This is a genomic window from Phenylobacterium sp. LjRoot225, assembly GCF_964252855.1.
In the GTDB taxonomy this organism is placed as follows: Bacteria; Pseudomonadota; Alphaproteobacteria; order Caulobacterales; family Caulobacteraceae; genus Phenylobacterium.
In genome coordinates this window covers 1,805,090-1,830,146 of record NZ_CAXUPL020000001.1, presented here as the reverse complement: position 1 = coordinate 1,830,146, position 25,057 = coordinate 1,805,090, and the positions used below count along the sequence as shown (strand labels likewise).

General features: G+C 68.2%; 22 protein-coding genes. 13 read left to right on the top strand and 9 right to left on the bottom strand.

The genetic code is table 11. The annotated features are described in order from the left end of the window. Positions 1-27: 27 nt before the first annotated feature. Positions 28-2,103: a 3-hydroxyacyl-CoA dehydrogenase NAD-binding domain-containing protein gene (locus ACSQ2B_RS08605; RefSeq protein WP_436048995.1), complete on the top strand. Its 2,076-nt coding sequence runs from the start codon at positions 28-30 to the stop codon at positions 2,101-2,103. A 57-nt stretch (positions 2,104-2,160) separates the two neighbouring features. Beyond that, positions 2,161-3,336 (top strand): acetyl-CoA C-acetyltransferase, encoded by a 1,176-nt coding sequence (locus ACSQ2B_RS08600; RefSeq protein WP_436048993.1) that lies wholly within the window; start codon positions 2,161-2,163, stop codon positions 3,334-3,336. Positions 3,337-3,524: 188 nt separating this feature from the next. Here the strand turns inward: ACSQ2B_RS08600 and ACSQ2B_RS08595 are convergent, their stop codons facing one another. After that, positions 3,525-4,142 carry a glutathione S-transferase family protein gene (locus tag ACSQ2B_RS08595; RefSeq protein ID WP_436048992.1) on the bottom strand — a complete coding sequence of 206 codons (618 nt, stop codon included), beginning with the start codon at positions 4,140-4,142 and terminating at the stop codon, positions 3,525-3,527. Between the two features lie 155 nt (positions 4,143-4,297). Between ACSQ2B_RS08595 and ACSQ2B_RS08590 the strand changes: the two genes are divergently transcribed. Continuing rightward, complete coding sequence (locus ACSQ2B_RS08590; RefSeq protein WP_436048991.1) at positions 4,298-5,404, top strand: NAD(P)-dependent alcohol dehydrogenase; 1,107 nt, start codon at positions 4,298-4,300, stop codon at positions 5,402-5,404. 82 nt (positions 5,405-5,486) lie between these two features. On the opposite strand, the gene ACSQ2B_RS08585 is transcribed toward ACSQ2B_RS08590, so the two are convergent. After that, a complete protein-coding gene (locus ACSQ2B_RS08585) occupies positions 5,487-6,629 on the bottom strand; it encodes an acyl-CoA dehydrogenase family protein (protein ID WP_436048989.1) in 1,143 nt (380 codons plus the stop codon). A gap of 117 nt (positions 6,630-6,746) precedes the next feature. On the opposite strand from ACSQ2B_RS08585, the gene ACSQ2B_RS08580 reads away from it, so the two are divergent. The 3 genes from ACSQ2B_RS08580 (at position 6,747) to ACSQ2B_RS08570 (ending at position 9,057) form a co-directional block, all read left to right on the top strand. Continuing rightward, complete coding sequence (locus ACSQ2B_RS08580; RefSeq protein ID WP_436048987.1) at positions 6,747-7,508, top strand: SDR family NAD(P)-dependent oxidoreductase; 762 nt, start codon at positions 6,747-6,749, stop codon at positions 7,506-7,508. Positions 7,509-7,613: 105 nt separating this feature from the next. Continuing rightward, positions 7,614-8,249: a carboxymuconolactone decarboxylase family protein gene (locus tag ACSQ2B_RS08575; protein WP_436048986.1), complete on the top strand. Its 636-nt coding sequence runs from the start codon at positions 7,614-7,616 to the stop codon at positions 8,247-8,249. 10 nt (positions 8,250-8,259) lie between these two features. Continuing rightward, a complete protein-coding gene (locus ACSQ2B_RS08570; RefSeq protein WP_436048985.1) occupies positions 8,260-9,057 on the top strand; it encodes an enoyl-CoA hydratase/isomerase family protein in 798 nt (265 codons plus the stop codon). 1 nt (position 9,058) lies between these two features. Here ACSQ2B_RS08570 and ACSQ2B_RS08565 read toward each other — a convergent pair whose 3' ends face one another. From ACSQ2B_RS08565 to ACSQ2B_RS08545, 5 genes are all read right to left on the bottom strand, one after another. Next, positions 9,059-9,391, bottom strand: coding sequence for an NIPSNAP family protein (locus ACSQ2B_RS08565; protein ID WP_436048984.1), 333 nt, complete (start codon positions 9,389-9,391; stop codon positions 9,059-9,061). A gap of 1 nt (position 9,392) precedes the next feature. After that, positions 9,393-10,595, bottom strand: coding sequence for an aromatic ring-hydroxylating oxygenase subunit alpha (locus ACSQ2B_RS08560; RefSeq protein WP_436048983.1), 1,203 nt, complete (start codon positions 10,593-10,595; stop codon positions 9,393-9,395). Positions 10,596-10,643: 48 nt separating this feature from the next. After that, entirely contained in the window at positions 10,644-13,112 is a 2,469-nt protein-coding gene (locus ACSQ2B_RS08555) for a TonB-dependent receptor (protein ID WP_436048982.1), read from the bottom strand. 88 nt (positions 13,113-13,200) lie between these two features. Beyond that, the gene (locus tag ACSQ2B_RS08550; protein ID WP_436048980.1) at positions 13,201-13,734 is read right to left on the bottom strand and encodes a nuclear transport factor 2 family protein; all 534 of its coding nucleotides are present in this window, start codon (positions 13,732-13,734) and stop codon (positions 13,201-13,203) included. Between the two features lie 5 nt (positions 13,735-13,739). Further along, positions 13,740-15,236, bottom strand: a complete 1,497-nt coding sequence (locus ACSQ2B_RS08545) for an aldehyde dehydrogenase family protein (RefSeq protein WP_436048978.1) — start codon at positions 15,234-15,236, stop codon at positions 13,740-13,742. Positions 15,237-15,555: 319 nt separating this feature from the next. On the opposite strand from ACSQ2B_RS08545, the gene ACSQ2B_RS08540 reads away from it, so the two are divergent. Beyond that, positions 15,556-16,146 carry a TetR family transcriptional regulator C-terminal domain-containing protein gene (locus tag ACSQ2B_RS08540; RefSeq protein WP_436048977.1) on the top strand — a complete coding sequence of 197 codons (591 nt, stop codon included), beginning with the start codon at positions 15,556-15,558 and terminating at the stop codon, positions 16,144-16,146. A 126-nt stretch (positions 16,147-16,272) separates the two neighbouring features. Further along, entirely contained in the window at positions 16,273-17,049 is a 777-nt protein-coding gene (locus ACSQ2B_RS08535) for a LuxR C-terminal-related transcriptional regulator (RefSeq protein WP_436048976.1), read from the top strand. An 11-nt stretch (positions 17,050-17,060) separates the two neighbouring features. Here the strand turns inward: ACSQ2B_RS08535 and ACSQ2B_RS08530 are convergent, their stop codons facing one another. Beyond that, positions 17,061-17,861, bottom strand: a complete 801-nt coding sequence (locus ACSQ2B_RS08530; RefSeq protein WP_436048975.1) for an SDR family NAD(P)-dependent oxidoreductase — start codon at positions 17,859-17,861, stop codon at positions 17,061-17,063. 11 nt (positions 17,862-17,872) lie between these two features. Beyond that, positions 17,873-18,943: an acyl-CoA dehydrogenase family protein gene (locus ACSQ2B_RS08525; protein ID WP_436048974.1), complete on the bottom strand. Its 1,071-nt coding sequence runs from the start codon at positions 18,941-18,943 to the stop codon at positions 17,873-17,875. A 121-nt stretch (positions 18,944-19,064) separates the two neighbouring features. On the opposite strand from ACSQ2B_RS08525, the gene ACSQ2B_RS08520 reads away from it, so the two are divergent. The 5 genes from ACSQ2B_RS08520 (at position 19,065) to ACSQ2B_RS08500 (ending at position 25,005) form a co-directional block, all read left to right on the top strand. Continuing rightward, positions 19,065-20,264, top strand: a complete 1,200-nt coding sequence (locus ACSQ2B_RS08520; RefSeq protein WP_436048973.1) for an acyl-CoA dehydrogenase family protein — start codon at positions 19,065-19,067, stop codon at positions 20,262-20,264. 38 nt (positions 20,265-20,302) lie between these two features. Beyond that, on the top strand, positions 20,303-22,039 hold the full coding sequence (locus tag ACSQ2B_RS08515) for a class I adenylate-forming enzyme family protein (protein ID WP_436048972.1): 1,737 nt from the start codon (positions 20,303-20,305) through the stop codon (positions 22,037-22,039). A 79-nt stretch (positions 22,040-22,118) separates the two neighbouring features. Next, the gene (locus ACSQ2B_RS08510; protein ID WP_436048971.1) at positions 22,119-22,559 is read left to right on the top strand and encodes a Zn-ribbon domain-containing OB-fold protein; all 441 of its coding nucleotides are present in this window, start codon (positions 22,119-22,121) and stop codon (positions 22,557-22,559) included. Continuing rightward, positions 22,556-23,698: a thiolase family protein gene (locus tag ACSQ2B_RS08505; protein ID WP_436048970.1), complete on the top strand. Its 1,143-nt coding sequence runs from the start codon at positions 22,556-22,558 to the stop codon at positions 23,696-23,698. Before ACSQ2B_RS08510 ends, ACSQ2B_RS08505 begins: the two co-directional genes overlap by 4 nt. 44 nt (positions 23,699-23,742) lie before the next feature. Beyond that, positions 23,743-25,005: an acyl-CoA dehydrogenase family protein gene (locus tag ACSQ2B_RS08500; RefSeq protein WP_436048968.1), complete on the top strand. Its 1,263-nt coding sequence runs from the start codon at positions 23,743-23,745 to the stop codon at positions 25,003-25,005. The last annotated feature ends 52 nt before the right edge of the window (positions 25,006-25,057 follow it).

Sequence of the window (25,057 nt, the reverse complement as noted above, 5' to 3'; positions counted from 1 at the left end):
CCGATCGGAAAACGGGGGAGATCTCGAATGACGCAGATCAACGAGGTGACACAGCTGCACACGGTCGACGGTGTCGCTGTGCTGGCCATCGACTCGCCGCCCGTCAACGCCCTGGGGGCTGCGGTGCGACGTGGCCTGCAGGACGGCCTGCGCGCCGCCCTGGCTGACGCCGCGGTGAGGGCGGTCGTCATCGCCTGCGCTGGCCGCACCTTCTGCGCCGGCGCCGACATCAGTGAGTTCGACAAGCCGCTGGCGCCGCCACACCTGGTCGAGCTGTTCGCCAGCATCGACGCCGCGGAAAAGCCCGTGGTCGCGGCGATCCACGGCACGGCGCTCGGCGGCGGCCTCGAGCTGGCGCTCGCCTGCCACTATCGCATCGCCGCCGTGACGGCGCAGCTCGGCTTGCCGGAGGTCGCTCTTGGCCTGCTGCCCGGGGGCGGGGGCACGCAGCGCGCCCCGCGACTCGTCGGCGTGGCGGATGCGCTGGAGATCATGGTCCTGGGGCAGCCGATGTCTGCGCTCATCGCGCAGGCCAAGGGTTTGGTCGACGTGCTGGCGACGGAGGCGGACCTCCGTGAGGATGCGGTTCGCTACGCGCGGCGGCTGGCGGATACCGATGCGCCGCTGCGGCGGACGCGCGATTTGGCGACCGATCTGTCAGGCCTTGAGGCGGCGTCGGTCGTCGCCGAGTTCACCGCCCGGAATGCGCGCCTGTTCAAGGGATTCAAGGCGCCTCTGAACATCGTCAAGGCCGTCGAGGCGGCGGCGGGCCTGCCGTTCGACCAGGGCATCGCCCGGGAGGCGGAGCTCTTCGACGAACTGATGGCGAGCCGGGAATCCGCGGCCCAGCGCCACCTCTTTTTCGCCGAACGTGCGGCTGCGAAGATCCCCGGCCTGGCCAGGGAGGCCCAGGCCCTGCCGGTCAAATCCGTCGCCGTGATCGGCGCGGGCACCATGGGGAGCGGCATCGCCACCACCTTCCTGAACGCGGGCCTGCCGGTCACCCTGGTCGATCGCAGTCCCGAGGCGCTGGAGCGGGCGGGGGCAGCCATATCCAGCACGCTGCGCGCGGCGGCTGCGAAGGGACGGATCACCTCGGAAGTCGGCGAAGCGCAACTCGCCCGCCTGACGACAAGCGCCGAGCTGTCGGCTGTCGCCGACGCCGACCTAGTCGTCGAAGCCGTCTTCGAGCAGCTCGAGCTGAAGAAGGCTGTCTTCGCCGACCTCGACCATGCGGCCAAGCCGGGCGCGATCCTGGCCAGCAACACCTCATTCCTCGACCTGAACGCCATCGCCGCGGCCACGTCCCGGCCGCAGGACGTCGTCGGGCTGCATTTCTTCGCGCCGGCCAATGTGATGCGGCTGCTGGAGGTCGTGCGCGGCGAGCAGACCTCCGATGCGGTGCTGGCGACCGCCATGGGCCTGGGCCGCCGACTGAAGAAGGTCGCGGTGCTCTCCGGCGTCTGCGACGGCTTCATCGCCAACCGCCTGATGGCCCGTCGCGGCGAGGCCGCCGACCGGCTCATCCTGCGGGGGCCGATGCCACGATACGTCGACAAGGCCCTGACCGGCTTCGGCTTTCCGATGGGCGTCTTCGCCATGCTCGACCTGGTCGGGCTGGATGTGGTCGGTTGGGATCGCGAGACCAGCGCGGGCCGCACCGTCCAGGAAGTCCTCTGTGAGCGCGGGCGGTGGGGCCAGAAGCAGAACGGCGGATATTACGACTACGACGATCAGCGGCGCCCGTCGCCGTCCCCCGTCGCCGACGAGATCATCCGGGAATTCCGCACTCGCCAGGGTGTGCAGCCGCGGTGCTATGCGGATGACGAGATCATCGCCGAGCTTCTCTATCCGGTCGTCAACGAGGGCGCGAAGCTGCTGGAGGAGGGCGTCGCCTTGCGGGCGTCCGACATCGATATGGCGCTGGTCGCGGGCTATGCCTGGCCGACCTTCACCGGCGGCCCGATGTTCTGGGGCGACACGGTCGGCTTGCCGAAGATCCTCGCGCATCTGAAGGCGAAGCAGGCGTCAGGCGATGCGATCGCCATTTCACCGCTGCTCGAGCGCCTGGCGACGACCGGCGGCGCCTTCACCGGCCGATAATTCTACCCGGACAATTAAACGACCAACTTAGCCGCGAGCGGCGAACTGGAGCATCCCATGGCAGAGGCCTATATCGTAGCGGCGGCGCGGACCGCCGGCGGCCGGCGCGGCGGCAAGCTGAAGGACTGGCATCCGGCGGACATGGCCGGCGCGGTGCTGGACTCGCTGGTCGCCCGCAGCGGCGTCGATCCGGCGGCGATCGACGACGTGGTGATGGGGTGCGTCAGCCAGGCGGGCGAGCAGAGCATGCACATCGGCCGCGGCGCGGTGCTGGCCTCGGGACTGCCCGACAGCGTTCCGGCAGTCAGCATCGACCGGCAATGCGGTTCGTCCCAGCAGGCCATCCAGTTCGCCGCCCAGGCGGTGATGTCGGGCGTGCAGGACGTGGTCGTCGCCGCGGGGGTCGAGAGCATGACCCGCGTGCCCATGGGCCTGCCGTACCTGCTGCCGATGCAACATGGGGTCGGCGCGGGGCCGTGGTCGCAGAAGATCAAGGCGCGCTACGGCGTCGAGGAGTTCAGCCAGTTCACCGGCGCCCAGATGATGGCCGACAAATACGGTTTCGACCGGGAGGCTCTCGACCGCTTCGCCCTGGAGAGCCATCGCCGCGCCGAGGCGGCCACGAAGGCGGGGGCCTTCGAAAACGAGATCGTGCCGCTCGAGATCGAAGACGGCATGGGCGGAAGCACGCTGCACGCCGCTGACGAAGGCATCCGCTATGGCGCGACGCTGGAGTCCATCGGCTCGGTCAAGCTGCTGCAGGAGGGCGGGACCATCTCGGCGGCCACAGCCAGCCAGGTCTGCGACGGCGCCTCGGGCGTCCTGGTGGTCAGCGAAAGCGCCCTGAAGGCGCATGGCCTCACGCCGCTGGCGCGAATCCACAATCTCACGGTCACCGGCGGCGACCCGGTGATCATGCTGGACGAACCGATCCGGGCCACCCAGCGCGCGCTACAGCGGGCCGGCATGCGCGTCGATGATATCGACCTCTATGAGGTCAACGAGGCATTCGCGCCGGTGCCGCTGGCCTGGTTGAAGATGATCGGCGCCGACCCGCAGAAGCTCAACGTGAACGGCGGCGCCATCGCGCTCGGCCATCCGCTCGGCGCGTCCGGGACCAAGCTGATGGCGACGCTGATCTACGCGCTGAAGGCGAGGGGCAAGCGCTACGGCCTGCAGACCATGTGCGAGGGCGGCGGCATCGCCAACGTGACCATCGTCGAGGCGCTTTGAGTGACGCTATCGGGATGTGCGGCCGTCGTAACCGACGGGGCGCTGCGGATGGCGCGCTGACAGCCATGCCCGTACCCGGCGCCTTAGTTCGCGGTCAAGGTCGGTCGCGACACGTCAGAGATCGGCCTGGTTCAGCCCATGATCGGATCGCAGAGGCATTGCAGCGCTGCGGTCGGGGAGGCCTGCGTCTACGGGGGCGACTGGCGGGCAATGGCCCGCTCGAATGCGGGGCGTCGGCTCAGTCGCCCCAAATAGTCGCGTTGCGCACTCGACAGAAGGTCGCCGAGGCCGATGTGCTGGGCGAGCATCAATGCGTAGCCCACGCAGATATCCGCAACCGTGAACTGCTCGCCGGCCACATATGGCGCGCGCCCGAGCAGCGCCTCAAGCCAGCACAGCCGCGCGTGGAACCACAGCCGATAGTCGTCGGCAACCGCCGGGTTGCGCCGTTCCTTGGGCTCGAACAGCGCGTAGCGCAGATACACCGCCTGCGGAAAGGTGAGCGTCGCCTCGCCGTAGTGAAGGGCGTTGAGATAGTCTCCATAGCGCGGATCCTCCGGGCCGAGGGCAAGCCCGCCGTCCGGATAGCGCTCCGCGAGATACTGACAGATCGCGCCCGATTCAGTCATTCGCGTGTCGCCGTCGACGAGCAGCGGCACGGTGCCGAGCGGATTCTCATTGAGATAGGCCGGAGTTGTTTGGCTGGGGGGGAAGGGCATTGTCACGAGATCGTAGGGCAGCCCGAGTTCTTCGAACGTCCACAAAACCCGGAAAGAGCGGGCGTTGTCGCAGTGATAAAGGCGCATGCGGCTTGCCTGAAATAGTAAGTCGGAACAATATGAGTCCGACGAGCTCAATGTAAACTATAGTGCGTGGAAGTTCAACTTGGTGATATTTTGATTCATCGCCTTTCGGAGGGCGACGTCATGTCGAGCGCGGCAAGTATCCATGGGAAAGACAGATGAAGGTCACCGCCGCAGTCGCCACCGCGCCGCGATCGCCGTTCGAAATCCAGCTGCTCGATCTGGAACCGCCGCGCTCCGACGAGATCCTCGTCCGCATCGCGGCCGTCGGGCTCTGCCACACGGATGTGTCCGCGCGAGATCAGCTGCTTCCGATCCCGCTGCCCGCCGTGCTCGGTCATGAGGGCGCGGGCGTCGTCGAATCGGTGGGCGAGGCGGTGACCAAGGTCGTGCCCGGTGATCGCGTGGTGCTGACGTTCCGCTCCTGCGGACGCTGCACCCGCTGCGAGGTGCACCAGCCCAGCTATTGCGAGCATTCGGGCGTACTCAACTTTGCCGGGGCGAGGCCCGACGGGAGCCGTGCGCTGAGGCGTGACGGGGAAGCGATCTCGAGCAACTTTTTCGGCCAGTCATCCTTCGCGACTCACGCCCTCGCCTATGAACGGAATGTCGTGAAGGTGGCGCAAGACGCTCCGCTCGATACCTACGCCCCGCTGGGGTGCGGCATTCAGACCGGCGCAGGCGCCGTGCTGCGCTCGATCGCCTGCGAGCCCGGGTCCAGCCTTCTCGTCACCGGCGCGGGATCGGTGGGACTAAGCGCGGTGATGGCCGCACGCGGCATTGCACGGTGCGGCGCGATTATGGTGTCCGATCCGATGCCGGAGCGGCGAGCGCTGGCGCGTGAACTCGGTGCGACCCACGTCATCGACCCGGCCACAGGCAAGCTTGCCCATCTCGTCCGCGCGATCATGCCCGCCGGCGTCGACTACGCGCTGGATACGACCGGACAGTCCAAAGTTATGGACGCAGCGGTGTTCTGCCTGCGATTGGCAGGAACCCTCGGACTGCTCGGCATCCCCGCCAAGGCGGACGCGCCCACGCCCGGCTATGCGAACGTCGTTCTGGCCCGCGGTCTGAGAATTCAGGGCATCCTCGAAGGCGACAGTGACCCCGACGTCTTCATCCCCGAGCTCATTGCGCATCATCGGGCAGGGAATTTCCCGTTCGATCGGCTGATCTCTCGATATCCGTTCACCGAGATCAACCAAGCGATTGACGACCAGCACGCCGGGAAATGCACGAAGGCCGTGCTCGTGATGGAGTAGACGCAACGGCTGGCTCGGCGGGCGAAACTCGGGCGAGTTCCCATCCTGCGTGTCCCGGGGCGCCCGGCGGCGCATGCGCCGGTCAGAGGCTGCGCGCCACAATTTCCTTCATGATCTCCGAGGCGCCGCCGTAGATCCGCGTCACTCGCGCATCGCGCCACAGGCGCGCGATCATCGACTCGTTCATGTACCCGGCGCCGCCGTGCAGCTGCAGCGCCTCGTCGCAGATCTCGTTCTGCAGCTCGGTGTGGTGGAGCTTGGCGGCGGAGGCCTCGGCGGTGGTCAGCGCGCCGGCCACGTGCCGGGCGATCGCCCAGTCCAGATGCGCCCAGCCGACCTGGAGCTTGGTGGCGGCGTCGGCGAGCGTGAAGCGCGTGTTCTGGAAGGCGAAGATCGTCTGTCCGAACGCCTTGCGATCCTTGGTGAAGGCCAGCGCCTCGTCGAAGGCGCGCTGGGCGCCGGCCTGGGCCTGGATGGCGATCGACAGCCGCTCCTGCGGAAGCTCCGACATCAGGGCGGCGAAGCCCCGGCCCTCGTCCCCCAGCAGGTTCGAATGCGGTACGCGCACATCGTTGAAGAACAGCTCGGAGGTGTCGGCGGAATGCTGGCCGATCTTGTCGAGGTTGCGGCCGCGGGCGAACCCCTCCCGATCCGCCTCCACCAGGATGAGGGACATTCCCTTGGCCCCGGCGGCCGGATCGGTCTTGGCGACGACGATCACCAGATCGGCGAGCTGGCCGTTGGTGATATAGGTCTTGGCGCCGTTGAGGACGTAGCTGTCGCCCTCCCGCCGGGCCGTCGTGCGGACGCCCTGGAGGTCCGATCCGGCGCCCGGCTCGGACATGGCGATCGCGACGATCGTTTCGCCGGAGATCATCCTCGGCAGCCAGCGCTGCTTCTGCGCCTCGGAGCCAAGGTGCTCGATGTAGCTGACGACGATGTCCGACTGCAGCGTCAGCCCCGCGGACGAGCCGGCATAGGCCAGCTCCTCGCCGACGATCGCGTTGAAGCGGAAATCGAGTCCCAGGCCGCCGTAGTCCGGCGACACCGTCGGGCACAGCAGGCCGGCCTCGCCCGCTGCGCGCCAGAACGTGCGGTCGACGATCCCCTGCGCCTCCCAGCGGTCGAGATTCGGGATCAGGGCGCGGTCGAAGAAGCGCCGGACCTGGTCGCGGAACAGGACGTGGTCTTCGTCGTAGAGGGTGCGGCTGGAGGCTGGGATCATCTGGATCCGAGTTTGATCCCGCGGCCGCCCGATCTCGCCTGATCTTTCAGTCAGCTTGACGGGGTGGCCGCACGCCGCGTGTGCTCAGGCGCGAGCCCGCAGCGGGGAGAGGTCGTTATGGCGCGTCTGAACGGCAAGGTGTCGCTTGTCACTGGGGCGGCGAAGGGACTGGGCGCGGCTATCGCCGCCGCCTTTGTCCGCGAGGGCGCGCGCGTGGTCCTGTGCGATGTCGACGAGGCGGAGGGCGCCCGCCTGGCCGAAGACCTGGGCCCTCAAGCCGAGTTCCTGTCGCTCGACGTCAGGCATGAGGGTGAATGGATCGCCCGGCTGGCGGAGGTGGACCGCCGCCATGGCCGGCTCGACATCCTGGTCAACAACGCCGGCGTGGTCCGGCTGGGCACCATCGAGGACACCTCGGAAGCCGACTACCGGGCGGTGATGGCGGTGAGCGCCGACGGGACCTTCTTCGGTTGCAAGCATGCGGTGCCGCTCATCGCCCGTTCCGGCGGCGGCGCGATCGTCAACCTGTCCTCCATCAATGCGATCCAGGGCAATCCGCCGGTGACCGCCTACAGCGCCGCCAAGGGCGCTGTGTCGGCCCTGACCCGCGCCGTCGCCGTCCATTGTCACGAGCAGGGCTATGGGATCCGCTGCAACGCCGTCCTGCCGTCCTCCATCGACACCCCGATGGTGCGCTCGGTGGCGCAGCAGGCCGGCGCGGCCAGGACGCCGGCCGGACGGTTGGGCGCGCCGGAGGACGTGGCGCAGCTGGCCGTCTATCTGGCCTCCGATGAATCCGCCTTCATGAGCGGCCAGTGCCTGGTGCTGGACGACACCGCCTCGGTCGCGCGCCGGCGGCCTGAAACCCTGCCGGTTTAGCGGTTGCGATCCGCAAGATTATGATAATTATAGTAATAAATAAGCGTCCCAGAACGCGGAACAAGAATGTGCGTGGCGAACCCGCACGCGACGGAGGAAACGATCATGTCGAGGCTCAGCCTGGTCCCTTTGGAAGCCTGGCCGCCGGAGCTGCAGGCGGCGCTCGGCGATAGCGCGCCTACGGCCATCGAGCTCGGCGTCACGCGCATCACCGCTCACCGGCCGGTGCTGTCGCTCGCCATGCTGCAATACAATCAGGCCCTGCGCGCCAACCGCACGCTTCCGGAGCGCTTGCTGGAGCTGGTCCGGCTGCGGATCGCTTTCCACAATCAATGCCGCAGCTGCATGGCGATCCGCTACGCCAGCGCGGTGGACGACGGCCTGGAGGAGGGCGCGGTCTGCTCGCTGCAGAAGCCCTACGAAGCCTGCGACCTTTCCGCGGCCGAAAAGGCGGCGATCGACTACGGCGAGCGGATGGCGACCAACCATCTGTCGATCGACGACGTGGTCTACGATGGATTGCGCAGCTTCTTCAGCGAACCCCAGATCGTCGAGCTTGGCCTGTGGGTCGCCTGGTGCGTCGGCCTGGGCCGGCTCGCCGCCACCTGGAACATGGTCGAGGACCTGCCCGAGGATTTCCAGGATCGCTCGCAGGAGCGGATCGGCCCATGGCAGGGCGCGCCGGTCGTGGTGAACCGCGCAGCCGCGGACGCCCAGGCGTTCGAGCCGGCCGGCGAATAGGGCCGCCGCCATGTCCGAGGTCTATGAGGACCTGCTCGTCGAGCGGTCCGGCCCCGTCGGCTGGATCAGGATCAACCGTCCTGACCGCCGCAACGCCCTGCGGCCGCAGACGCTGGCCGAGATCTGCCGTGCGGTAGACGGGCTCTCCGCTGACCCGGCGGTGCGTGCCATGGTGCTGGCCGGCGAAGGCAAGCACTTTTCGGCGGGCGCCGAGTTCAGCTTCCTGGAAGGCCTGAAGACCACGCCTGCGCCCCAGGTGAAGAGCGATATCTACGCTCATTTTCAAGGCGCGGCGCGCAGGCTCCATCACTGTCCGAAGCCGACGATCGCGGCGGTCTCGGGCGCCGCCATCACCGTGGCCTGCGAGCTGGCGCTTACCTGCGATTTTCGCCTGGTCGCGCCGACGGCCGAATTTCACGAGAGCTGGATCAAGCTGGGGCTGATCCCCCCGTTGGGCGGGCTGTTCCTGCTGCCCAGGCTGGTGGGGGCGGGCCGCGCGGCGGAGATCGTGCTCGCCGGACGGCCGATCGGCGCGGAGGAGGCGGTGCGCATCGGCCTGGCCTCGGAGTTGGTCGACGCCGACCGCCTTCACGAACGCACCCAGGCGTTCGCGGCGCAGCTCGCCGCCCTGCCGCCCCTGGCCTACGCCGCCGCCAAGGAGGGGCTGCGGCGCGGGGCGGAATCCAGCATGGAGAAGGAGTGGGCGACCAATGTGCTGGCCCAGGCCATGCTGCTGGGCACGCAGGACTTCGCCGAGGGGCTGGCCGCCGTCGTCGAGAAGCGCCCCGGCGTGTTCGTCGGGGCGTAGCTCAGGCGGCGGAAGGCTGGGCGCTCGGCATGTAGGAGGCGGGACTGGCGAAGACCACGGTCTCGCTGATCACCGCCTGCTCGAGCATCGCCTTGAAGTCCGGAAAGGCGGGATCGGCTGCGAAGGCCGAAAGCGCCCGGTCGTAGTGCTGGAAATCGTCCAGCTCCCAGAGGTCGATGACGTTGCCGAGCCGTCCCGAGCGTTGGACGAAGGCGCCGGCGAGACGCCAGCCCTCCCGCTCCAGGAAGGGGACGGCGGTCTTCTCCATCCCGTCCAGGAACCGGCCCAGCTGGGCGGCGTGGATCTCCAGCGTGACATGCAGGTAGACCGACATTTCAGCGTTGATCCAACGGCATGCCGATGACCTCGGCGAGGTGACGGTGGGTATTCTGCAGCGCCGCCTCGTTGCGGCCGAAGACGATCTCGAAGCCCAGCGGGGCGTGCTCGAGATTGCGCTGGCCCTCCCGGGAGACGCTGTAGTCCTCGGTGCTGACCACGTGGACGATGTAGTCGTGGGCGTCGACGAAGGCCTGGTCGGGCGTCGCCGCCGGCGCGTCGGCCCCGCGGTGCACGGAGAGCAGGGTGAAGGACTTGCCGACGCTTTCGCCGGGATAGAGGCGGTACATGCCGATCAGGCTGCCGCCGCCCGCCGCCGGCGCGCCGTAGATGATCGAGTTCGGGAAGATGAAATGGCTGCCGCCGTAGGGCGTGACAGGCCATTGGGCCTCGTCCTGGCCGACGTAGTCCCGATAGCCCTGGTTGGTGAAGAGCACCCGGTAGTGCGGCCCGAAACCGTCGTACAGCGCGACGTTGCTGACCGTCGTCTGGCCGAAGGTGGTCGTGTGCAGGGCGCTGAAGTGATAGGCCTCGCCGTAGGTGTCGAGGCAGTATTTCCAGTTCGCCTCGGCGTCGACGCGGTCCTGCTTGATCGGCCGGGCGCCGGCGAGGTCGAGGGCGAGCAGCTGTGGCCCCATGTCGCCGAGCCAGGCCTCCACGTCGATCTCCTCCTCGCCAGCGTGGGCCTTCACGAAGATCATGCCGCCCCATTCGCCGACCGGCACACGGACCAGGCCGCGGGCGGCGCGCTCCATCCCCTCGAAGGCCGTCTCGCCGGGCACCCCGACCAGCCGGCCTTCGGTGTCGAAGCTCCAGGCGTGGAACGGGCAGACCATCAGCTTGCGCCGCTCGCAGGCCGTCACCAGCCGCGCGCCGCGATGGGTGCACATGTTCAGGAAGGCGCGCGCCTTGCGGTCCTGGCCGCGGACGATGAGGATCGCCGGACCGGCGGCGTCGAAGGTGAAGCTGTCGCCCGGCTCGGCCACGTCGAGCGACAGGCAGGCGAGCAGCGGCAGCTTGGCGAACAGCTCGCGCCGCTCGGCCTCGTAGCGCGCCGGATCGGTGTATTCGCTCGGCGAGACGCTGAGCGGCGCGTTGGCGAGATCGGTGGTTCCGCCATGCGCCAGATGGGCGACGGCCCGGCGTTCCAGATCGCGCATGGTGTCGGGCTTGCGGCGGAAGTCTTGTGAAACGGCGGTCATGGACCTCCTCCCCTAAGGAGGCGCGCCGGCCGGGGCCGGCGCGCGCGACTAGTATTTCCAGGTGACCTGCACGGCGATCGTGCGGGGCAGGTTGGGGGCGGAGGTCAGGTCGGACCTGACGCCCGCCGCCGTGCCGGTGCCCGAGCCCGAGCTCGGCGCATCGGAGATGTAGGTCGCCACGTATTTGTCGGTCAGGTTCTTGCCGATGAGCGCGAACTCCAGGCGCTGGTCGCGCGTCCGCAGGCGCAGCGAGGCGTCGATCGTCGTGAAGGACGATTGCTTGGTGAAGGGATTGGCCCAGGGGTTGCCGAAGTAGGAGCTCGAGTAGCGGAGGTTGGCGCTCGCCCCGAACACCAGGCCTTGGGTCAGGTCGTGCTCGTAGTTGGCTTCCAGCGCGCCGGTCCATTTGGGCGCCAGCGCGGTGGGCTTGCCGCCCAGGTCCTGGATCGTGCTGCCGGTCGCGTCGATCGTGCAGCCTTGGGCCGGCGTCTGGCCGCCCCAGCAGGGCGCATCCGGGAAGCTCTTGTAGCGTGCGCGGTTGTAGGCGAGCGTCCCGCGGAGCACCAGGCCGGGGGCCGCCGGCGGAGCCCACTCGGCTTCGAACTCGACGCCCCTGGCGGTCGAGCTCCCGGCGTTGCGGGTGATGAAGACGACGTGCGGGGCGTCGAAATAGTCGACCTGCAGGTCGGTGTATTCGTAGGCGTAGGCGTCGAGCGCAAGCCGCAGGGTGTGGTTGGCGAGGAAGGCGCGCAGTCCGCCCTCGAAGCCCTTCACCTTCTCTGGCGAGAAGGCGACCTTGTCGACCGTGGTCGTCACCGAGTCGAGCGCGCTGATGGAGAAGCCGCCGGACTTGTAGCCATGCTTGTAGGAGGCGAAGGCGGTCCAGTCTTCCGACGGCGTCCAGGTCAGCGTCGCTTCCGGCGAGAAGTTGTGGAACTTCTGGTTGGCCGCGAGCACGTGGCCCTGGCGGAACGCCGCCTGGAACGGCGGCACGACGTAAGGCTGGGTGAAGGTCGAGTCCTTCGTCTCGTGCGTCAGGCGAGCGCCGACGTCGAGGGCGAGGGTCGGGGTGATCTTCCACTGCACCTGGCCGAAGCCGGCGAGCGTGTTGCCGTCGGTGCGGGCGAGCTTTTCCAGGGTGAGATATTGGAAGCTCGGATCGGGCGCTGCGGAGTTTGCCAGCGCGCCGGGGAAGATGATCTGCTGGAGGAAGTCCATCCGGGTGGTCTGGGCGAAGATCCCTGTCATGAAGTTCAGCGGCCCATCCAGCGTGGTCTGGGCGCGGATCTCCTCTGAAAAGGCCAGGTATTTCGACCGCTCGAAGCCCCAGGTGCCGCCGTTCGTCCCGCCGGTGAAGTCATAGTCGCCGAGGAAGTAGTTCACGAACCGGTGCAAGCCGGTGACCGAGGTGATGTTGACCTTGTCCGCCGTGTAGGCGGCCTTGGCGCTGAGGGCGTAGGCGTCGTAGTCCTGATAGAGCTGGCCGTCGTGCCGGTTGAGGATGCCGTTGGTGGCAGCGATGTCGGTCGGCACCGGATTTTGCTGCATGTGCCGGTCGGCGTTGCAGGTCTCCGTCGGATTGACCTGGGTGCGCCCGAGCGGGCAGTCGGTCATCTCGTAGTTCCAGGTCGCATTCTTGGTGCGGTATTTGGTGACGCCGCCCTTCAGCGTCAGGCTGAACTGATCGGACGGCGTGTACTTGGCGGTCAGGCGCGCGGAGAAGTCCTTTTCCTGCGGCAGGTCGCCGACCGGCGCCGGGACCTGGTGCACCGTCGCGGCGAAGCCATTCGCCACATCCAGCGTCGTCAGCGTCTTCGCCGGCGCGTCGTTGTGCATGTAGGCGCCGGTCTGGTCCGAATAGCGGACCGCCAGACGCAGGCCGAGCTGGTCGGTGATCGGACCGGAGATCACGCCCTCGTAGTTGGCGGCCTTCCCCTTGAACTCATAGCCGGCCCGCGCCAGGGCCTCGAAATGGTTCCCCGGGTCGGCGGACTGGAAGGAGAGCACCCCGGCCGTGGCGTTCTTGCCGAAGAAGAGGGCCTGAGGTCCGCGAAGGATCTCGACCTGCTTCATGTCGAAGAAGCCTTCGTTGATGATCCGCCCCTGGCCGTAATAGACCCCGTCCAGATTGACCGCGACGGACTGCTCGATGCCGACGCTGGTGAAGGTCGAGCCGATGCCGCGCAGGCTGATGGTCGCGCCGGAGCCGGAGTTGCCGCGCACCACGTTGAGCTGCGGCGTGGAAGCGGCGATGCCTTCGATGCTGCGAAGGTTGAACCGGTCCAGCTTTTCGGACGAGACAGCGGTCACCGCGACGGGAATGTTCTGGATGTTCTCGTCGCGCTTGCGGGCGGTGACGATTATTTCGTCCAGGGCCGCGGCCTGCGCCGGCTCGGCGGCTGAGGTCGCGTCGGCCTCGGCGGCGTGCGCGGCCAGTGGAGCGCCGGCGAGCGCCGCGGCAGAGGTGGAGATGAGCAGCAGGCTGCGTGCGCCCGCCAGGCGAGTTGCGTGCATCATTGTGAGTCCTCCCCAGGACCTGATTATTTTTTTGGGCTGCCCCCCCGCGGGGACGTCGTCGAAGGTGTTGGTTTGAAGGTGGTGGTGGTTATTCGAAGGTGGATGGGAACGGGCGACCAAGCTGTTCGCCGATGCGGGCGCCGCCATATTCGCCGGCGGACACAAGGCGCAGGCGGTCCATTCGCCAGCCCTGGGGCGTGCGGACGAACCGGTTCTCGTAGCGGCCCCAGCGGTGACAATCGGCGGTCACCGGGAAGCCGGTGAACCGCTGCCACGAGTACATGTAGCAGTTGAGCACCACCCGGTCGGGCGTCTCGAAGGTAAGCTCGGGATTGGCGATGTGGTGGCTGCCGCTGACCGTCACCGCCAGGGCGTCGCACAGGAACTTCCGCAGCGCCTCACGCCCCTGAAGCACCCAATCGTCGCCTGGGATGAACTGGCTGACGCTGTCGCCGACGAACAGGTCCGCCATGGCGGAGCCGTCGAGATTATCGGCGTGGCGACAATAGGCGTACATCGTCTCGAGGATGTCGACGCGGTCCTTGAGCTCGCGGATCACCGCGGCGAGATCGCTGTCCTCTCGCCGCGTGGAATTCGGCCGCTCTGCGATTGTCTGCGACATGTGGGTCACCTGATCTTGAGCCAGACAGTCTTGATTTGGGTGAGATGCTCGAGCGAGGCGGCGCCGAGGTTCCGGCCGTAGCCGGACTGCTTCATTCCGCCGTACGGGATGGAGGGGTAGACGCGCTGGTAGGTGTTCACCCACACCGTCCCGGCGCGCAGGTCCTGGCTCAGCCGGTGCGCCCGCGAGAGATCGCGGGTCCAGACGCCGGCGGCCAGGCCGAAGTCGCTGTCGTTGGCGATCGCGACCGCCTCCGCCTCGGTATCGAATGGGATCACCGTCATCACCGGCCCGAAGATCTCTTCCCGGGCGATGGTCATGCCGTTGTTCACGCCGGTGAAGATGGTCGGTTCGTGGAAGAAGCCGGCCTGGCCGTGGCGGCCGCCGCCGAGGACGACCTCGGCGCCTTCCTGGCGACCGATATCGACGTAGCGGCGAACCCGGTTCAGCTGCTCCTCGGAGACGAGGGGCCCCATCTGGGTGTCCTTGGCGAAGCCGGAGCCCAGGCGGATCGAGCGCGAGCGCGCCACCATCTCGGCGACGAGCTCGTCGTGGATGCCGCGCTGGACGAGCACCCGGGTGCCGGCGGTGCAGACCTGGCCGGAGTGGCCCCAGACCGCATTGGCGACGGCGGTGGCGGCGCTGTCCAGGTCGGCGTCGTCGAACACGAGCTGCGGGCTTTTGCCGCCAAGCTCCATGCTCACCCGCTTCAGGCGGGGCGCGGCGGCGGCCTGGATGCGTCGGCCGGTTTCGCCCGAGCCGGTGAAGCCGATCGCGTCCACCAACGGATGCTCGACCAGCGCCTGGCCGACCACCTCGCCCTTGCCCTGGACGACGTTGACGACGCCAGGGGGGATGCCGGCTTCCAGGCAGAGGCGACCGATGATGATCGCCGCGAGGGGGGTCTGCTCGGCCGGCTTCAGCACCACGCTGTTGCCGCAGGCGAGCGCCGGTACGATGGCGGCCGGCGCCGCCGAGGGGCCGTTCCAGGGGGTGATGATTCCCACCACGCCGACCGGCTCGCGCACTTCCTGCACCACCACGTCGGGAGGGCAGGCGGGAGCCGAGCCGTGCAGCTTCGTCGGCCAGCCCGAGTAGTAGTCGACAGCGTCCTGGCCGAAGTTGACGATGAATTCCGAATAGGCCCGCACCAGGCCGCCGTCGATGACGTCAATGTCCATCAGCAGGTCGCGGTTCTGAGAGATCAGCTGGCTAAGCCGCCGCAGCCGCCGCTCCTTCTCGAGCGGATCCAGATTGCGCCAGCGACCGTCGTCAAAGGCGGCGCGGGCGGCGCGGGCGGCGCGGTCCACATCCTTAGCGGTCCCGGCGGCGCAGCGGGCGAACTCGGCGCCGGTCGCCGGGTCGTAGACCGCGAATGTCTCGTCCGAAAAGCAGGTTTCGCCGTCGATGAGATGGCCGAAACGGCCCTCGGCCAGGAAGGCTTTCGCAGCTCCGGAGAGGTGTTCGTCGAGCGAAGGTTTGACGAGCGCTTCAGTTGTCATGAATCCTGCTTGGGCTAAACAGATCGCTCGCGCTTCGGGCGCAGGCCCGCATGCGCAGCAGCCGTGATGGCGGCGGCGATCTAGTGTGCAATTACTTGTCATCTGGCAGGAGAAACTGCGTCCGAGCGGGCCGAGACTTGCTCGCACGTGCGTTCCGAGCCACTAGGGGGCGGGCAGGGGTCCTTGCATCTGGGGTTTCCTCCGGTTGTAATTTATTATGATGATCGTTATATAACCGCTGTTATATGACGAGTGTTTTAGAAAGGTGTCAATGCCAGTTGTCGTCGATCACGAAGCGCGGCGCCGGCAGGTGATCGCTGTGGCGTCGCGGCTGATCGCCGCAGCGGGGTTGGAGGCCGTAACTATCCGCGACGTCGCGGAGGCGGCGAATTGCAGTACGGCGATCGTGTCCCACTACTTCCGCAACAAGCGGGAGCTCCTGATACTCACCTACTACTCGAGCATCGACATGTCGCAGGCGCGATGCGACCGCGTGTTGGCGGCGGATCGCGAGGACCTGCGAGCCTTTACGGCCGAATTCATGCCGTTGGACGAGGAGCGATTGATCGAGTGGAAGATCTGGTTGGCGTTCTGGGCGCGGGCGGTGGCCGATCCGGAAATCGCCGAGATTCAGCGCGGCTGCGTCACCCGCGCGCGCGACGCCTTCCTCGGCGTCATGCGGACGTTGGACGCGAAGGACCTTCTGATCGCCGGCCTCGATCTGAGAGAAGAGGCGCAGCGGATCCTCATGCTGCTCATGGGGATGGCGGTTCAGGTGATGTTCGATCCGGTCGACTGGCCTGCCAAGCGTCAACAGGCGATGGTCGACGCCGAGCTGCGCAAACTCTATCGACCGGGCCGCATCCCGCCAGGGCTGATGGCCGCGGAGGCGGCTCTGGAGCGGGCCTAGCGCTCCGGGCGGCCCGAGGCGCGGAGCCGCGCGGCGGTTTCTGGCGCGGCCGATAAATTCGGCGGTAGGATGCCTGCGCCGCGGAAGCCATGACATGCTGCGGAACGCGCTGAGCGAAGGGCCCTGATGGGTTTGTTGCAGGACGACCTGGAGATCACGCTCCAATCCGTGAGGATCGCGGCGCTGGAGGACATCAGGCCCGCCGCGATCGCCTTGCGCGACTTCGCCTGGCGTCACGGCCGTTTCCGCGTGGCCGCGTGTCACAACATCGCCAGCAAGACGTCGATGACCGACGCCGAGGGGAATGTGCTGGCCACCTCGGTGTTCGGCTGGACCGAGGACGACCGCTGGTGGCGGACCCCGCAGCTCGCCTTGCACTCGCCCTTGCCGACGGCCTGCCGCTACGAAAGCGAGCCCTTCTGGTGCAATGCGGCCGGCTTCCACGGGAGCCTTCCGAATCCGCTGATGGACGCAATCGATCGAAGCGACTTCGTCACTCGGAGCTTCGCATCCGCCGCCATCGTGGTGCCGGTCCACCTGCCGTTTGGCCAGATCGGCGCGGTGAGCTTCACGCTGGAGGACCCTCTTGAGACGGACCTTTCCGAGACCTTCGCGGCGCACGCGCCGGCGCTGGGCCTTCTCACGCGTCAGTTCATCACTGGATATGTCCGCGTGCGTTCGGCGCAGGCCCGCCTTCCGCCGATGTCGTTGCTGAGCAAACGGGAAGTCGAGTGCTTGCGGTGGGCCGCGGCGGGGAAGACCGATGTCGAGATCAGCCTGATTCTCAAGCTGAGCCGGGCCACGGTGAGGTTCCACCTGCGCAACGCCTCGGAGAAGCTGGACGCGGTCAACAAGAGCCAGGTGCTCTTCAAGGCCGCCCAGCTCGGCTACATCGCGTTCTGATCGGCGCCTGCTCATCTCGCGGTCCAGCCGCCGTCCACGCGCAGGTCGGCGCCGGTTACATAGGAGGCCGCGTCGGAGGCCAGGAACACGGCCGGTCCGGCCAGTTCGTGCGCCTCGCCCAGCCTCGCCATGGGAGAACGGTCGCTCGCCCGGGCGACAAAGCCGGGTTGTTCCTCGACGATGGAGGGCCAGGGAAAAATCCCCGGACTGAGCGAATTCACCCGGATCCGCCGCGGCGCCAGCTGGACCGCCAGATAGCGCGTCAGCTGCATCAGTCCGGCCTTGGTCGCGCCGTACTGCGGCGGGGTCGGGGAGAGTCCGCAATCCTCGTACATCCGGAAGTCCGGACTGACGTGGCCCCACTGGGACGCGATGTTGATCACGCAGGCCTGGCCGGCCTCCGCCGCGGCGGTCGTGAGGGCGGGCAGGGCCGCTGTGATGTTGGCATGGGAGGCGACCAGACCGCTCTCGACGATCCCGCGGAAGCGGTCGATCTCCGCACCGGCGTCCTTGCCGCCGAGGCCGCTGATCGCGTTGTTGATCAGGACGTGCAGCTTGGGCAGGCCGCCCAGGAAGGCGTCCGCCGCCGGCCGGTCGGTGACGTCGAAGGCGGCGACGCTTGCCGCGCCGCCGCCGCTTTTGATTTCGGCGGCCAGGCCTTCCAGCGTCGAGCGCGTGCGGCCGTTGACGATGACGTGCGCGCCGGCGTCGGCGAAGGCGAAGGCCATCGCGCGTCCCAGGTGCCCCGCCGCGCCGGACAGGAACACCGTCTTGCCGTCGAGGCGGAAGCTGATGCGGTTCGCTGGGTCCATGGCCAGGGTCCTCAGGCCGCCCGCAGGGCGTTGTAGCGGGACGTCTCATGGTCGGCGTCGCCGAACAGGCTGGACAGAACCAGGACGCGCTTCAGGCCGGCGCCCACCTCGAGCTCGTCCGATATGCCCATGCCGCCGTGCAGCTGGATCGCCTCCTCGGTGATCCGCAGCGCAGCCCGCGAGACATAGGCCTTGGCCGCGGCCGTCGCTGGTTTCAGTTCCGAGGGTGACGCCAGGGCGGCGCGGAAGAGCATCGAGCGCGCCTGTTCCTTCAGGGCGTAGAGGTCGGCCAGGCGATGCTGGATCGCTTGGAAGCTGCCGATCGTCGCCGAGAACTGGCGGCGGACCTTCACGTAGTCCAGCGTCGCGGCAAAGGCGAAGTCGATGACGCCGAGCATTTCGGCGCTCGCGGCGAGCCGGACGCGGTCCAGCACAGGCTGGATATCGTCCAGGCTCAGCCCCAGGGGTTCGACCGCCGCGCCGTCGAATTCGAGCTCGCAGGCGAGCGAGCCGTCGACCAGGCGAAGGGCGCGCGTCTGCATCCGGTCGCGGTCGCAGGGCGCCAGGTAAAGCCGCGCAACGCCGTCCTCGACCGCGCTGACCACATAGGCCTCGGCGCCATGCGGGACGCAGGTCTTGCGGCCCGTCAGTCGGCCGGATCGCACAACGGTCTCGAGGCGCTCCAGCGAGAAGCGGGCCGGGTGTTCCGCGAAGGCGAAGCCCAGGTGGGACTCGCCTGACAGCAGCGGCTCCAGCCACCGCTCCCGTTGGGCGGGCGTCGCGGCCTTGGCGAGGATGGCGCCCGCCGCGACGATCTCATTCAGGACGGGCTCCACGACGAGCGAGCGGCCGAGCGCCTGCATCACCACCATGGTCTCGACCGGGCCGCCGCCGACCTCCTCGGGCCCGTCGGCAAGCAGCGGCAGGATCCCGACCTCGCCGAGAAGCTTCCAGTTCTCCGGCGAAAAACCTTCCGGCAGGGCGCGATAGGCGGCGCGGCGGCCGGGCTGGTAGCGGTCGGCGGTGAACCGCTCGACCAGGTTCTCGATCATCCGCTGGTCGTCGTTCAGTTCGAAGTTCATGGCCTCGTGTCGGTAAGGGGGCGCTGGAGCGGCTTGATCGGAGGTTTTCACGCGACCGGCCCGAGTGCTCCTCTCCTTTTGGTCAGGCGAACCGCCCGGCCGGTTTCTGCAGACTTCGGTCATGGACATGCAGTTCACGGCCGAGCAGCGCGCCTTTCGTGAAGAGGTTCGCGACTTCCTCGAGCAGCGGCTCACGCCGGAGCTCAGGGCGGGCGCGCGCCTGACGCCGACGGTCTTCGCCGAACCCGACATCGGCCGCGAATGGCAGCGCATCCTCAACGAGAAGGGCTGGCTGGGTTACGCCTGGCCGAAGGGCTACGGCGGCGTCGGCTGGGATCCGGTCCGGCGCTACATCTTCGAGAAGGAGTGCGCGCTGGCGCACGCGCCGAAGCTGGCCGCGCTCGGTCTCGCTCTGCTCGCGCCTGTGCTGCACAGGTTCGGGACCGAGCGGCAGAAGCAGCACTATCTGCCGCGGATCCTCTCTGGCGAGCACTACTGGTGCCAGGGCTTTTCCGAACCCGGCTCCGGATCCGATCTGGCCAGCCTGCAGACGCGGGCGATCCACGACGGCGACCGCTGGATCATCAACGGCGGCAAGCTGTGGACCACCCACGCCCATTACGCCGACCACATGTTCTGCCTGGCGCGCACCCGGCCGGAGGGCAAGCCGCAAGCCGGCATCAGCTTCCTGCTGGTCGACATGCGCCAGCCCGGCGTGGAGGTGCGTCCGATCCTCAGCATTTCCGGCGATCACGAGGTGAACGCGGTCTTCCTCGACGATGTCGTGGCCGAGGACATGATCGGCGAGGACGGGTCCGGCTGGACGATCGCCAAGTTCCTGCTGGAGAACGAGCGCGGCGGCAGCTGCCATGCGCCCGCCTTGCTGATGGAACTGGCCGATCTGCGCGCCGAAGCCTCTGCGGTTCCCGGCGACAGCGGTGGTCCGATCAGCGAAGAGCCGCTCTTCCTCTCCGAGCTCGCGGCGCTGGAATTCCAGGCCCAGGCGCTCGAGGTGACCGAGCTGCGCGTGCTTGCGGAGACGGCGCAGGGGCGCGCCTCCGCCCAGAGCTCCCTGGCTAAGCTGATCGCCTCCAACCTGCGCCAGGACGTCAGCCGCCTCAGGCTCAAGATGCACGGCTACGCGGCGCTGCAGCTACCCGACGAGCGGCCGCTCTACGGCGAGGCCGCGCCGGAGCCAGTTCTGTCGCGGGCCGCCCAGGTCGCCGCGGCGACCTACCTGAACAATCGCGCCTGGACGATCTTCGGCGGCAGCAATGAGATTCAACGCACGATCATCGCCAAGACAGTGCTCGGTCTCTGAGCGATGGCGCGCATGGCTCCTAGCCTGAGAGGCGCGCCATGAGCTTCCCGGCCATGAGCATCGCCGAGGCCCATGCCCGGCTGACCGCGCCCGGCTCGCCGTTCGAGATCGAGGAGATCGAAATCGGCGGCGCCCGGATGCGGGTCTGGAAGACGGCGCCGGCGACGACCCGGACGCTGCTGGCGATCGCGCGCGGCCATGGCGAGCGCACCTTCCTGGTGCTGGACGACGAGCGCGTCAGCTTCGACGGCTTCCATCGCGCGACGGCGGCCTTCGCCAGGGCGCTGGTCGAGGCCGGCGTGTGCAAGGGCGACCGCGTCGCCATCGCCATGCGCAACCTGCCGGAGTGGGCGGTCGCCTTCTTCGCCGCCTCCTCGGTCGGGGCGATCGTGACGCCGCTCAACGGCTGGTGGACGACCGCCGAGCTGGACTACGCCCTGGCCGACTCCGGCGCAGCCTTCGCCGTCGTGGATGCAGAGCGGCTCGCGCGGATCGTGGCCGGCGACGCCGCCTCCGGCCTTCGGCGGATCTATGTCGTCCGCGCAGATGGGGAGGTCGGCGGGGCGAGGCGGCTGAAGGAGATCATCGGTCCGCCCGCCGCCTGGCCGGCGCTTCCAGATGACGATCTGCCGGGGGCCGAGCTCGCCGCGGAAGACGACGCGACGATCTTCTACACCTCCGGAACGAACGGCCGGCCGAAGGGCGCGCTCGGCAGCCATCGCAACATCCTCTCCAACATCATCGCCGCCGCGAGCGCGGCCGCGCGCGTCCATCTGCGAAGAGGCGAGCCGGTCCCGACTCCGGCGGCCGAACCCCAGGGTGGCGCGCTGCTGACCGTGCCGCTCTTTCACGTCACCGGCTGCCTGGCCATCCTCGCGCCCTGTCTCTACGCGGGGTCCAAGCTGGTGTTGATGCGCCGATGGGATGCCGAGCGCGCCATCTTTCTGATCGCCCAGGAGCGGTTGAGCTGGTGGATCGGCGTGCCGGCCATGGTGCTGCAGCTGATCGAACACCCGTCGCGGGAACGCTTCGACCTCTCCTGCCTCGCCAGCCTCGGATACGGCGGGTCGGCCGCGCCGCCGGAGCTTGCGCGGCGGATCGCCGAGGCCCTGCCGGGCGCGACCGCTGGCCACGGCTGGGGCATGACCGAGACCTCGGGCCTGGCCACCACCCACTCCGCTGAGGATTACGCGAATCGACCGGGCAGCTGCGGGCCGCCGGTCGCGGTCGGCGAGGTGAAGATCACGCGCGCGGGAACCGACGAGTCGCTGCCGCCGGGCGAGATCGGCGAGCTCTGGTACCGCGGCCCGCAGGTGGTGAAGGGCTACTGGCGCGATCCCGTCGCCACCCGCGCCGCCTTCGTGGCGGGATGGGTGAGGACCGGCGACCTTGCGCGCATGGACGCCGAGGGCTTCGTCTCCATCGTCGACCGCCTCAAGGACGTGGTGATCCGGGGCGGCGAGAACATCTACTGCGTCGAGGTGGAGAACGCCCTGGCCGAGCATCCCGCGGTGCTCGAGGCGGCCCTGGTCGCGCGGCCGCACCGCGTGCTCGGCGAAGAACCGGTGGCCTTCGTGACCCTCAGGCCAGGCCGGGCGGCCACGGACCCGCAGCTGCGGGCCTTTCTGCAGTCGCGGCTCGCGCCCTTCAAGGTTCCGGCGAGCTTCGAGATCCGGACCGAGCCGCTGCCGCGAAATCTCAACGGCAAACTCCTCAAGGCGGAGTTGCGCCAGGCGCTGGCGTGGGAGGGCAGCGACGTTCCGAAGCTCGCATGACGGCCGGCGCTGACGCAGTTGAATTTCACGACCAAGACTCTCATAATCATCGTAATAAATTAGAATGTGGAGGACCGGGATGGAGACCGCGCCGGTGGCGGAAGGCCTGTTCGAGGTGGTGGACGGGGTTCCGCACCTGATCGGCGGCCGCAGACGGAGCGACGGGCGCATGGTCTTCCCGTGCCCCGGCGGCCCCGAAGGCCAGCTCTATGACCGCGTCCGCCTCGCGTCCGAGGGCGTGCTGTGGTCGTTCACCGTCCAGCGCTTCCGGCCCAAGGAGCCCTATGCCGGGGCCGACGACGAGGAGAGCTTCCAGCCCTTCGCCCTGGGCTACGTCGAGCTGCCCGGGGAGGTCATCGTCGAGGGCCGGTTCGAGGTCTCGGACTTTTCGAGCCTCCACATCGGCCAGGCCATGCGCCTGATCCTGACGCCCTTCCGCAAGGCCAGCGGCGAGACCGTCCTGGCCTACGCCTTCACGCCTATCGCTTCTGGGGCGACCGCCTTGCGAGACGCAGCATGACCGACATTCACATCGTTGGCGCCGGGATCCACACCTTTGGCCGGCATGACGACCTCACCGGCCTGGACCAGGGCGTGTTCGCCGTCCGCCAGGCGCTGGCCGACGCCGGCCTGGACTGGTCCGACATACAGTTTGGGTTCGGCGGCTCGGAGGCCGCCGGCAACGCGGACGCGGTGATGCCGCGCCTGGGGCTGACCGGCATGCAGTTCATCAACGTCAAGAACGGCTGCGCGGCCGGCGGCTCGGCCCTGCTGTCCGGCTACTGGGCGATCAAGTCGGGCGAGTTCGACCTGGGTGTGGTCGTCGGCTTCGACAAGCATCCGCGCGGCGCCTTCAACGCCATGCCCGCCGACTGGGGCTTGCCGGAGTGGTACGGCGAGCTGGGCTTGATGCTCACCACCCAGTTCTTCGCCAACAAGATCACCCGGTACATGGGGCTGCATGGGATCAGCCCCGTGACGCTGGGCCGGGTCGCCGAGAAGGCCTTCGAGAACGGCGTACGTGCGCCTCACGCCTGGCGGCGCAAGGCGATCAGTCTGCAGGCGATCATGGACTCGCGGATGATCTCGGATCCTCTGACGCAGTACATGTTCTGCTCGCCCGCCGAAGGCGGCGTCGCCCTCATTCTCGCCTCGGACCGCAAGATGCGCGAACTCGGGCTCTCGGGTCCGAAGGTCCGCGGCGCGGCGGTGCGGACCCGGGTGCCGGGCTCGTTCGAGGTGTTCTCGCCGTCGCTGGACGTCGAGCGTGGCCCGTCGCCGACTCAGCTTGCCGCCAAGGCCGCCTACGACATGGCCGGCGTCGGGCCGGACGAGATCGACGTCGCCCAGATCCAGGACACCGAGAGCGGGGCGGAAATCATGCACATGGCCGAGAACGGATTCTGCCAGGACGGCGAGCAGGAGCGGCTGGTGGCGGACGGCGCGACCCGCCTGGGCGGGCGCCTGCCGATCAACACCGACGGCGGATGCCTGGCCTGCGGCGAGCCGATCGGCGCCTCGGGCCTGCGCCAGGTCCATGAAAACGTTCAGCAGCTTCGGGGCCGCGCCGAAGGGCGTCAGACGCCGGACGCGCGCCTCGCCTACAGCCAGGTCTACGGCGCGCCGGGCCTTTCGGCCGTCGTCATCCTGGAAGCCTGATCCGTACACAAACAAAAACAACGCTCTCGGGGAGGGCCCGGCCGATGATTTTCGAGCATTCAGACGAGACCCGGACGTGGATCGCGCGCGTCCAGCGCTTCATGGACGAGCACATCTATCCGAACGACGAGCTCTATCACAGGCAGGAGCGGGAAGGGGACCGCTGGAAGGCGGTGCCGATCGTCGACGAGCTGAAGGCCAAGGCCCGCGCTGAGGGCCTGTGGAACCTGTTCATGCCGCCGCACAGCGGCCACGTCCACGTGGACGACACCTTCGAATTCGAGGGCGTTCAGCTGTCGAACCTGCAGTTCGCCGCGGTCGCCGAAATCCTGGGCAAGGTCGGATGGGCCTCCGAGGTCTTCAACTGCTCGGCGCCGGACACCGGCAACATGGAAGTCCTGATGCGCTACGGCACCCGGGCGCAGAAGGACCGCTACCTTCGTCCGCTGATGCGCGGCGAGACCCGTTCGTCCTTCCTGATGACCGAGCCGGCGGTCGCCTCGTCCGACGCCTCCAACATCGAGACCCGCATCGAACGGGACGGCGACCACTATGTGATCAACGGGCGCAAATGGTTCTCGTCCGGCGCGGGCCACCCGCGCTGCGACGTCTACATCGTGATGGGCAAGACCGATCCGACCGCCGGTCCCTACAATCAGCAGTCGATGATCCTGGTGGATCCGAAGACGCCGGGGATCACGGTCGAGCGCATGCTGCCGGTGTTCGGCTACGAGCACGAGGCGCACGGGGGCCACGCCCAGGTGCTGCTGGAGAACGTCCGCGTGCCCGCTGGGAACATCTTGCTGGGGGAAGGCCGCGGGTTCGAGATCGCGCAAGGCCGTCTGGGGCCGGGGCGGATCCATCACTGCATGCGGATCATCGGCGCCTGCGAGGTGGCGCTGGAGATGATGTGCCGGCGGCTGCTGTCGCGCGTGGCTTTCGGCAAGGCGATCGCCGAGCACTCGGTCTGGGAGCAGCGCATCGCCGAGGCGCGGATCGACATCGAGATGTGCCGCCTGCTCTGTCTCAAGGCGGCCTACATGATGGACGTCGCCGGCAACAAGAGCGCCCGCGCCGAGATCGCCATGATCAAGGTCGCGGCGCCGCGCATCGCCTGCAAGGTGATCGACGACGCCATCCAGGCCCATGGAGGCGCCGGCGTGACGGCGGATTTCGGCCTGGCCGAGCTGTACGCCAACAATCGGATCCACCGCATCACCGACGGTCCGGACGAGGTCCACGCCCGCACCGTGGCGCGGCTGGAGCTGCGCAAATACGCCAACGCCGCGCCCGGTCAGGCGGCCTGACGTCTTTCTTCGAGGCGAAGGGATTCCGCTTGGCGGCCGCCAAGATTGTGCT